The 9,113-nt window shown below is 68.1% G+C and carries 12 protein-coding genes; 8 read left to right on the plus strand and 4 right to left on the minus strand.

Translation table 11 applies throughout. The annotated features are described in order from the left end of the window. Positions 1 to 194: 194 nt before the first annotated feature. Positions 195 to 1,034, minus strand: a complete 840-nt coding sequence (locus HMPREF1138_RS08205; RefSeq protein WP_009058608.1) for an aldo/keto reductase — start codon at positions 1,032 to 1,034, stop codon at positions 195 to 197. 41 nt (positions 1,035 to 1,075) lie between these two features. Between HMPREF1138_RS08205 and HMPREF1138_RS08210 the strand changes: the two genes are divergently transcribed. Then, positions 1,076 to 2,380 (plus strand): M18 family aminopeptidase, encoded by a 1,305-nt coding sequence (locus tag HMPREF1138_RS08210; RefSeq protein ID WP_009058616.1) that lies wholly within the window; start codon positions 1,076 to 1,078, stop codon positions 2,378 to 2,380. Between the two features lie 90 nt (positions 2,381 to 2,470). Here the strand turns inward: HMPREF1138_RS08210 and HMPREF1138_RS08215 are convergent, their stop codons facing one another. From HMPREF1138_RS08215 to HMPREF1138_RS08225, 3 genes are all read right to left on the minus strand, one after another. Continuing rightward, complete coding sequence (locus HMPREF1138_RS08215; protein ID WP_009058620.1) at positions 2,471 to 2,902, minus strand: Ohr family peroxiredoxin; 432 nt, start codon at positions 2,900 to 2,902, stop codon at positions 2,471 to 2,473. Between the two features lie 106 nt (positions 2,903 to 3,008). Beyond that, the gene (locus tag HMPREF1138_RS08220; protein WP_009058612.1) at positions 3,009 to 3,530 is read right to left on the minus strand and encodes an NUDIX domain-containing protein; all 522 of its coding nucleotides are present in this window, start codon (positions 3,528 to 3,530) and stop codon (positions 3,009 to 3,011) included. Between the two features lie 18 nt (positions 3,531 to 3,548). Further along, positions 3,549 to 5,123, minus strand: a complete 1,575-nt coding sequence (locus HMPREF1138_RS08225) for an aspartate:alanine exchanger family transporter (RefSeq protein ID WP_009058627.1) — start codon at positions 5,121 to 5,123, stop codon at positions 3,549 to 3,551. A 113-nt stretch (positions 5,124 to 5,236) separates the two neighbouring features. On the opposite strand from HMPREF1138_RS08225, the gene HMPREF1138_RS08230 reads away from it, so the two are divergent. From HMPREF1138_RS08230 to HMPREF1138_RS10875, 7 genes are all read left to right on the plus strand, one after another. Next, the gene (locus tag HMPREF1138_RS08230) at positions 5,237 to 5,779 is read left to right on the plus strand and encodes a DUF2510 domain-containing protein (RefSeq protein WP_009058623.1); all 543 of its coding nucleotides are present in this window, start codon (positions 5,237 to 5,239) and stop codon (positions 5,777 to 5,779) included. Then, positions 5,776 to 6,492: a hypothetical protein gene (locus tag HMPREF1138_RS08235; protein ID WP_155887156.1), complete on the plus strand. Its 717-nt coding sequence runs from the start codon at positions 5,776 to 5,778 to the stop codon at positions 6,490 to 6,492. Before HMPREF1138_RS08230 ends, HMPREF1138_RS08235 begins: the two co-directional genes overlap by 4 nt. A gap of 84 nt (positions 6,493 to 6,576) precedes the next feature. Continuing rightward, a complete protein-coding gene (locus HMPREF1138_RS08240) occupies positions 6,577 to 7,077 on the plus strand; it encodes a DUF2510 domain-containing protein (protein ID WP_009058614.1) in 501 nt (166 codons plus the stop codon). Continuing rightward, positions 7,074 to 7,769, plus strand: a complete 696-nt coding sequence (locus HMPREF1138_RS08245; protein ID WP_009058618.1) for a hypothetical protein — start codon at positions 7,074 to 7,076, stop codon at positions 7,767 to 7,769. Before HMPREF1138_RS08240 ends, HMPREF1138_RS08245 begins: the two co-directional genes overlap by 4 nt. Before the next feature lie 79 nt (positions 7,770 to 7,848). Next, entirely contained in the window at positions 7,849 to 8,304 is a 456-nt protein-coding gene (locus HMPREF1138_RS08250) for a DUF2510 domain-containing protein (protein ID WP_009058625.1), read from the plus strand. Next, positions 8,301 to 8,966 (plus strand): hypothetical protein, encoded by a 666-nt coding sequence (locus HMPREF1138_RS10505; RefSeq protein WP_009058622.1) that lies wholly within the window; start codon positions 8,301 to 8,303, stop codon positions 8,964 to 8,966. Before HMPREF1138_RS08250 ends, HMPREF1138_RS10505 begins: the two co-directional genes overlap by 4 nt. Before the next feature lie 18 nt (positions 8,967 to 8,984). Continuing rightward, on the plus strand, positions 8,985 to 9,113 hold a 129-nt coding region (locus HMPREF1138_RS10875; protein ID WP_155887157.1), incomplete at its 3' end, for a DUF2510 domain-containing protein.

The raw sequence follows: 9,113 nt of genomic DNA on the forward strand, positions 1-9,113 counted from the left end.
GAGGGCATGGCTGCGGTGCCCGTGGGCGGTGGCAGGTCCTGGCCGGGCTTCGAGCCGACGCGCCGAGCGAAGCTCGCGGCGCTGACGGCGAGCGGGCGGGCAGCCGCCCACGGGCACACCGAGCAGCCCGGCCCACAGGACAAAACGTGCAGCGCCGGGAAAACCCGTGGCGCCGCAAGCACCGGCCCAACCAGTCAGAACTCCTCGTAGTACTCCGGGTTCTGGTCGGCCTGGCGGCCGCCCGGACGCCCGAGCGCGCTGATCGCCGCCATTTGTTCAGGAGACAGCGAGAAGGAGAAGATGTCGAGGTTCTCGCGCTGACGCTCAGGGTGACCGGACTTGGGCAGGGGCAGGGCGCCGAGCTGGTAGTGCCAGCGCAGAATGAGGCGTGACGGGGACACGCCCGCCTCGGCAGCCAGGGCGACGATCGCGGGGTCTTCGACGATGCGCCACTTGCGGCCCAGCGGGCTCCACGACTCGGTGCGCACGCCGATCTGCTCGTGGTAGGCCAGCGCCGAGGCCTGCGGGAAGTAGGGGTGCAGCTCGATCTGGTTGACGCTCGGGTACTCGCCGGTCTCGGCGTGCACGCGGTCGAGGTGTTCGGGCAGGAAGTTGCACACGCCGACGGAGCGGATCAGGCCGCGGTCGCGCGCGTCCAGCAGGGCTTGGTAGGCCTCGACGTAGAGGCCGCGCTTGGGGTTGGGCCAGTGGATCAGGTACATGTCCCAGTAGTCCAGGCCGGCGCGCATGAGGGATTCCTCGACGGTGTAGACGGCCTCGTCGTAGCGCTGGTGACGCCCGGGGAGCTTGGAGACGAGGCGCAGCTCCTCGCGGGGAACGCCGCAGCGGCGCACGGCCGCGCCGAGGGCGCCCTCGTTCTCGTAGTTAAAGGCGCTGTCCAGCATCCGATACCCGGCGTCGACGCCGGACACCATGGAGGCCACGCCCGAGGCGCCGCGCAGGTTGTAGGTCCCCAGCGCGATCGCGGGAACGTCCAGGCCGTCATTCAGGGCGTATGCGGGAATCTCGCTCATGGCACAAGCATAGCTGCCCGGGAGCGTCCTACCATGGGGGTATGGCACAGCTTGAACTGGACGAGGTCCACGCGAACGCGGTGGACTATCAGCATTTCCTTCTTGATTCTCCCACCCCCTATCACGCGGCCGAGGTCGTGGCTCAGCGCCTGGTGGACGCCGGCTTTACGCGCGTCGACGAGAAGGGCGCGTGGGACGCGTCCCCGGGCGGTCACGTGATGGTGCGCGGAGGTGCGGTGGCCGCGTGGTTCGTGCCCGAGACGGTCGCCGAGGACGCGGGTTTCCGCATCGTGGGCGCGCACACGGATTCGCCGGCGCTGTCGGTGAAGCCGTCGGTGCAGTCGACGACGCCGGATGGCTGGGGCCAGATCGACGTCGAGGTGTACGGCGGGATGATGTGGAACTCGTGGCTGGATCGCGAGCTGACGTTGGCGGGCCGCCTGGTCCTGACCAGCGGCGAGGTGGTGTTGGCGCGCACGGGCCCGATCGCGCGCATCCCGCAGCTGGCGATTCACCTGGATCGCGACGTGAACCCGGTCGGCCTGAAGCTGGATCCGCAGAAGCACCTGCATCCGGTATGGACGGTGGACAACCCGACCGGCAGCGTGTTGGAGCATGTCGCTCAGTCGGCGGGCCTGGAGGACGCGTCGCAGGTCGCGGCCTTCGACCTGATTCTCACGCCCAGCCAGGGCCCCGGTTTCTTCGGCGACAAGGGCCAGTTCGTGGCGGCCTCGCGTCAGGACAATCTGTCGAGCGTGCACCCGGGCCTGGTGGCCCTGGAGCGCCTGGCGGCGGAGGGCACGCCCGCGGGCGGGGATGTCGCGGTGTTCATGTGCTTCGATCACGAGGAGGTGGGCTCGGGCTCGCGCACGGGCGCGGCCGGCCCGATCCTGGAGACGGTGTTGCGCCGCACGGCTGCCGCGCTGGGCCGGGACGAGGATGGTTTCGAACGCATGCTCGCAGCCTCCTCGTGCGTGAGCGCGGATGCCGCGCATTCGGTGCATCCGAATTACGCAGGCCATCACGATCCGGATAACCGCCCGGTGATGGGGCGCGGCCCGGTCATCAAGATCAATTCGAAGCAGCGTTACGCGACGGACGGCGAGGGCGTTGCGCTGTGGAATCGGGCGTGCGCGGCGGCGGGCGTCGCCTCGCAGAGTTTCGTGGGCAACAACGCGATGCCGTGCGGCACAACGATCGGCCCGATCACGGCGACCCGGCTGGGGATCCTGACGGTGGACGTGGGTATCGGCCTGCTGTCAATGCATTCGGCGCGCGAGATGAGCCACGTGGATGATCTCCTAGACCTCGCCCGGGTGCTTGAGGCGTACTGGCGCGGCGCCTGAGCGCCTGACGCACGGGCACGCCTGAGCGCATGAAGATACCCCGACCTCGTCCACGACGAGGCCGGGGTTCTTGTCGTCTGTCGGGCGTCCTCAGAAGGATGCAACGGCGGTGACGGTGACGGGCACGTTGCCGCGCGTGGCTTTGGAGTAGGGGCACAGCTGGTGGGCGCGGTCGACGAGGGCCTGGGCGCGGTCGAGGTCGACGCCGGGGATGAACACCTCGATGTCGGCGGTCAGGGCGAAGGAGTCGCCCTCGGGGCCGAGCCCGATCGTGGTGCGCACAAGGGAGTCGGTGGTGTCGATGCCCATTTCCTTGGCGGCCAGTCCCATGGCGCCCTGGAAGCAGGCGCCGTAGCCCATGGCGAAGAGGGCTTCGGGGTTGGCGCCGTCGCCGGGGCCGCCCAGTTCCTTGGGCATGCGCATGACGTGGGTGATGCCGAGCGCGGGGACGGCGGAGGTGCCGGCGCGGCCGCCGGTGGAGTCGGCGGTGACGGTGTATGCAATCTTGCTAGGAGTATCCATACCCCCATTCCACCACTAGGACTTCAGTCCCGCAAGGGGTTTGACAGAAACACAAGCGCTTTCGCGCGGGGACGAGGCCGGTGCGCTCCCCGCCGATCACGCGACGTCAGGCGGTGAGGAAGTCGGCGGGGGCCTCGGCGCTCAGCGCCTTGGCGACGGCGCGGCGGAACCGGTCGTTCATGGGCGGAAGCTGGTCGCCGCGGAAGAACGCGGTCTCGCTGTTTTCGCCGTCGGCGGGACTCGGCTCGCCACTCACCCACTGCGCGGCGAAGGCGACGTCCAGGTAGGTGGTGACATCCCCGTTGTCGTAGGTGACGGGGCCCACGACCTCGACGGAGAGGAGGCGGCGCACGTCGATGCGCACGTCGGCTTCCTCCAAGGCCTCGCGGGCGGCCGCGACGGCGGGTTCCTCGCCGGGGTCGACGATGCCGGTCACGGGGGTCCAGGCCCCATTATCGCAGCGGCGCACGCACAGGATGTCAACGGCCTCGGGCGCGATGGGGCGCTCCCAGTCGATCGGCGGGCAGCCGGGGGCCGGGCGCAGGATAACGACGGTCGTACCGGGCATCCACAGGGGCGCGTGGCCGACGTGACGGCGCAGCTCGAGGACAAAGTCGGGGGTAGCCATGGCCCTAGTCTACGGCGCTCACAGGAAGGAGGTGATGACCGGCAGGAGCAGGATCTTAATGATGATCGCGAAGGCGAAGAGGGTCGCGTAGGCCGCCTCGATGCGCTCGTCGGTGACGCGGGCGTCGGCGGCCTGCAGGACAGCGGGCTGGCCGAGGAACCCCGCGATGCCGCCGGCGGCGCGCGCGGAGGACAGGCCAATGAACTTCGCGCCGAGGGCCTGAACACCACAGCACACGCCGACCATGACGGCCGCCAGGACGGCGGCGCGCCAGCCGTCGTGGCTAGTGAGAAGGCTCGCGAATTGGGGGCCGGCGTTCAGGCCGAGGGCGGCGAGGAAGAGCATGAGGCCGATCTGTCGGATCGTCAGGTTCGCGGCGGCAGGCAGGGTCCACACGAGGGGGCCGGTGCGGCGCAGGGCGCCGAGGAGCATGCCGACGATCAGGGGGCCCGCGGCGGCTCCCAGCTGGAAGCCCTGGCCGCCGGGCAGCGGGAAGGAGACGACGCCGAGCAGCAGGCCCAGGACGAGGCCGATGCCGAAGGCCATGCCGTCCACCTCGGCAACGCGGCGCTCGGAGTCACCCAGCCACTCGGCGATATCGTCGAGTTCGTCCGTGGGGACGACGACGGCGACGTGGTCGCCGAGCTGGAGGTCGAGGTCGTCGCGGGCCAGGAGATCCAGGTCCCCTCGGCGCACGCGCGTGATGACGGCACCGAATCGCTTGGTGACATTGAGTTCGCAGACGCTGCGGCCGGCGACGTCGGGGTTGGACACGACGATACGCTCGAAGGCGAGGTCGGAGCGGTCGTCCTCGAGGTTGTGGTCGAGGATCTCGCCGAGGAGGGGCGCTGCCCCCTTGATGGACTCGGGGTCCCCGACCATGACGACGTGGTCACCCGGCAACAGGTCCTCGCCGGGAGCTGTGACGCGGGTACGGCCGTCGCGACGCAGGTAGGACAGGCGCACGCGCTGGTCGCGCCACGCGCCGATGTCGCGCGTGTTGATGTGCTTGGACACGTGCACGCTGACAGCTTCGAGAGAGGCACCCGCGAGGGAGGGCGTGTCCTTGGGACCCAACCACTTCCTCGTCACCGTGATGGTCACGATGAGGATGCCCCCGATGACGCCGATCGGATACCCGAAGGCGTAGCCGACCGCCGCGTTCGGATCCCCCGTCAGGCGGGTGGCCGTGTCGAGGGCGGGGGCGGCCGTCAGGGCGCCCGTGAAGAGACCCGACGCAAGGCCGGACGACAGGCCGAGGAGGCGGCCTCCCGCGAGCGCGATGACCGCGCCGACGATGCACACGACCGTGGTGAGGGCCAGGAGGTTCGTCTGCTTGCGAAGGTCCTGGAAGAATGTGGCACCCGCCGAGATGCCGACGCAGTACACGAAGAAGGCCAGGCCCATCGGCTGGACGATCGACATGTGGGTGCTGACGACCTCGGGGTGAATGGCCGACACCGCGAGGCCGACAAACAGCGCACCGGCTGCCCCGAAACGTAGCGGCCCAATCCTGATCGCCCCGATCGCCGCCCCCAACGCGACAACGACAAACAGCGCGAGGAGGGGCGAAGACGAGAAGAGAGCAGCCATACCTTTCAGGGTACCTGTCACCCACATCTGCGGGCGTGAGGACCGGAGCAATCAACACGTTATAAGCCTCACGGGATAGGTATAGACTGCAACCAGAAACTGAAAGGATGGTCATGTCTCAACCAGCACCCGGATGGTATCCAGATCCCGCAGGTACCCAGCGTTTGCGCTGGTGGAACGGCGGCATGTGGCTCGACCAGTACCAGCCCATGCCCGGCGCCGCGCCGCAGCAGGGCCTGCCCACCCAGCACCATGCGGCGGCTCAGCAGGGCTTCCCCGCCCAGCAGGCGGCCCCCGCTCCCGGCCCGCACATGCCCTCCGCCCAGCAAGCACCGACCGTGTCCGCCGACCCATACCACGCTTCGGGGACGACCCCGACCTTCGGACAGTCGGACACCGGCATGTCCGGCGCGACGACGCCCGCGGCTTCCACGAGCTCGAGCTCCGGAAAGGGGTGGCGCATCGGGACGGCCGTCGCGTGGGCGCTCACCGTCGTCTTCGCCGTGACCGCCGTGTACACCGGAACGCTCTTCGCGAGGGCGGGAAGCGATCTCTCCGATGCCGAATCCGAGCAGACGAGCGCGCAGCAAGAACTCGATCAGGCCAAGTCCGACCTTGATCAGGCAAAGAAGGAACTTGAGGAGGCACAGAAGTGAGCTACGTTCCGATGCCGGCAGCCAAGACCGGCTCGTCCTCCATGGCATTCAAGATCATGACCTTCGTCGGCGCGGCCTTGGCCGTGTGTCTCCTGCTCGCCAGCGTCCTCATGGGCTTCGGCGCGCATTCGCGTTCCGCCCAGGCTGAGGAAGCCCGCTCCAACGCCGAGTCGCTGCGTACCCAGAAGAAGGACACCGACACCGAAACGGCGAGCGTGCGCACGCAGATCACGGCCGCGAAGAGCAACAAGGCAGCCAGCAAGTGGTGCGACGGCTTCACCGAGGCCGACTCCGAGTTCATGAACCTGATCGACAATGCCGCTGCCCTGAACTTCAAGCCCGACGACGAGCTCGCGGCGATCGCGAAGGCATGCCCGAAGAAGAAGGAGTTCGCCGAGGCGTTCCGCGACTCGGCGCGCCCCGCATTCGATGGCAAGGTGACGGATTGCACCCTCTCGGGCGGCAACGTGACGATGACGGGAGAGCTGACCATCACCGACACGACGCTGAGCAACCTCGGGCCGATGAACGTCACGGTCGACATCTTCCTCACGCCGGGCGAGGCGAGCAACTCCGATACCCCCGTCGGCTCCGCGTCCTTCACCATTCCGGCCGGGGGCAAGGGGACATTCACGCAGACCGTGCCCTCCGGCGGACTGACAACAGGTTCGTGCTCGTTCCGAGCCACCAACCTCTGGCCCAAGGGCCTCTGACCCGATAGTTGCCCACCATCCGTCGGGCGACTAGAATTCCTGACCGAGCAAACGGTTTTATTCGACCAGGGAAAGAGAGCCGCGATGAGTGAGCCCGCGGAAGGCTGGTACCCGGACCCGAACGGCGCCCCGCACCTGCGCTGGTGGGACGGACAGGCCTGGACCGACTACGTCGAACCCTACGTGGAGCCGACCCCCTCGGCCCACGCTGCCCCGGATCCCACTCCCGGCGAGGCCCTAGCCTCGCCGGGAGAGACCGACCAGCTGGAACAAACCCCCGCACCGACGCCCGCGGCAGGCGACGAGGCCACCCACGCCTCGTCCCCCGCCCGCGTGGAACCTCAGCCCACGCGGGACGAACCCGCGCGCTCGGGTACCCTCACGTGGACCCTCGGCGCGGTCGCCTCGTGGTCGCTCGTCGTCATCTTCATCGTCGTCCTCGTCGTCGCATGGTCCCACCTGGGGGCCAGCGGCCGCGTCCACGACGAGGCGAAGGAACGCGCCCGCATCGCGCAGCAGGAGCTCGACACCGCCCAGTCCACGCTCGACGACATCAACCGACAGATCGAGGAGGCCCAGAAGTGAGCGCCGCCCCCGCCCCCCTGCGCGCAGCGACCGTCGCCGGCGCCATCCTCGCCGTCATCTTCATCATCCTCTCCGCGGTCGTGGGCGGTATCAACGTCTGGCGCACCCACTCGGCGGCAGGCTACGACGAGCAGGCCGCCCAGGCTCAGTCCGACAAGGCCGCGCTCGACAAGCAGATCACCGAGGCCAAGACGCGACTCGACGCAGCCAACGTCCAGCGTGAAGCCAAAGAATGGTGCAATTCCGTGACGCGCGAGTCCTCCTCATCGATTCGCGACGCGATCAAGTCCTACGACTCCGCGACGCAGGCCGTCAAGGACACCATCCACACCGAGTGCGCCGAGAAGGAGACGCTCGCCAACGCCCAGCGCACCCTCTCGGACGCTGACTTCGCCATCGCGATCGGGGAGTGCACGACCGACAAGGTCACGACCACGGTCACCGGCACGCTGACCGTCAAGTCCTCCAGCGCCGTCAACTCCCTGGGCCCCCTGGACGTCACCATCGTCGGATACACCCTCGAGAAGAACACCGCTTTCAACTCCTCCACCCCCTACCAGGCAACCACCAACACGACGCTGACCCCCGGCGCGCCCTCCACCTTCACGATCTCGGTTCCCTACGATCCGAACATGTCGGATAAGACCGAATGCGGCGCCTCCATGGTCTCCTGGTGGCCCTCCAACATGTGACCCCCAAACAATCACCCCACCCCTCCCGTCCGCACGAGAATTCCCCTAAAATGGCGGGATAGCGCGAAAGGAGTCCACCGTGAGTAACCCCGTCGAAGGATGGTACCCAGACCCCGCCGGAACCGCCCAGCTGCGCTGGTGGGACGGATACTCCTGGACCGACGACTACCTCCCCGACGACACCGTGCAGGACTACGGCGCCGACTCCTACAGCGAGGCGGACCAGGCGTACACGGGGTTCCAGGACGCGGCGCCCACCTACGACGCGGGATACCGGGACGCGGCGCCCACCTACGACGCGGGGTACCGGGACACGGCGCCCACCGACGACTCGGTTCCCCAGGCGCGGCCCAAGGCCCCGGCCAAGCAACTCGCAACCACCGTCATCCTGTCGCTGCTCATCGTGGCCTTCACCGTCGGCGCGATCGCGACAACCAGCCTGTTCCTCTCCGCCAACAAGGAGTACAAGCAGGCTGAACAGACGCTGAACCAGGCGAATGAGGACCTACAAACGGTACAGGGAGAGTCGAAGTGAGCACCGTGAATTCCGCCAACGCGGCCGCCAAAAAGGGCATGACGCCCCTGAACAAGGTCCTCGCCATCATTGCCGTCGCCATGGCAGCCATCACGGCCATCTTCGGCGCGCTGGCGGGGCTGCGCTTCTACCAGGCCCGGCAGATGAACACGGAAGCCGAGCGCGTCACCGCCCAGGCCACTTCCATTCGCGTCTCCTCATGGTGCGCCAAGGTCACGCCGGACAGCATCCCCCGCATCGATGAGATCTACGGGGAATACCGCGCGTTCGAGCAAGAGATGCGCGATGCGGTCGACGCCGAATGCCCCGGGCGCGTCAACGCCGCCTACATGATGAGCACCTACCGGGCCGCGGACATGTTCACCGCCTCAATCGAGTGCAAGACCATCAAGGACAACACCGCGGTCTCCTGCACGGGAACGGTGACCACGAAGACCGAGAAGGTCCCCTCCCTGGCCAACTACTCGAATACGACGGTGAAGCTCTCCCTCGACGTTGGCACCTCACAGAGCTTCATACTCCCCCAGCATTCGACCCCGGACGTCGTCACGGTAACGGTTCCCCCATCGGGCAGCACCACCGTCGAGTTCGAAACGAGTTACGACAGCGCGTGGGGCGATTTCTACAAGGTTCCGGTAACCTCCTTCTTCCCCAACGACTAGACCCCGCAAGGAGCTTCCGTGACTACTCCCGCGCCCGGCTGGTACCCGGACCCGCAGGGTCGCCCCCGCCAACGCTGGTGGGACGGCGCCCGGTGGACCGAGCAGCATCGACACCCGGGCGGCCGCGGCGCTCCGATTCCCGGCCCG

Source organism: Actinomyces sp. ICM58, assembly GCF_000283035.1.
In the GTDB taxonomy this organism is placed as follows: Bacteria; Actinomycetota; Actinomycetes; order Actinomycetales; family Actinomycetaceae; genus Pauljensenia.

Coding starts and splice junctions, on each gene's coding strand:
- HMPREF1138_RS08215 (WP_009058620.1), bottom strand. CDS start 2,902: ATGGATACTCCTAGCAAGATTGCATACACCGTCACCGCCGACTCCACC.
- HMPREF1138_RS08225 (WP_009058627.1), bottom strand. CDS start 5,123: ATGGCTGCTCTCTTCTCGTCTTCGCCCCTCCTCGCGCTGTTTGTCGTT.
- HMPREF1138_RS08220 (WP_009058612.1), bottom strand. CDS start 3,530: ATGGCTACCCCCGACTTTGTCCTCGAGCTGCGCCGTCACGTCGGCCAC.
- HMPREF1138_RS08240 (WP_009058614.1), top strand. CDS start 6,577: ATGAGTGAGCCCGCGGAAGGCTGGTACCCGGACCCGAACGGCGCCCCG.
- HMPREF1138_RS08205 (WP_009058608.1), bottom strand. CDS start 1,034: ATGAGCGAGATTCCCGCATACGCCCTGAATGACGGCCTGGACGTTCCC.
- HMPREF1138_RS08230 (WP_009058623.1), top strand. CDS start 5,237: ATGTCTCAACCAGCACCCGGATGGTATCCAGATCCCGCAGGTACCCAG.
- HMPREF1138_RS08210 (WP_009058616.1), top strand. CDS start 1,076: ATGGCACAGCTTGAACTGGACGAGGTCCACGCGAACGCGGTGGACTAT.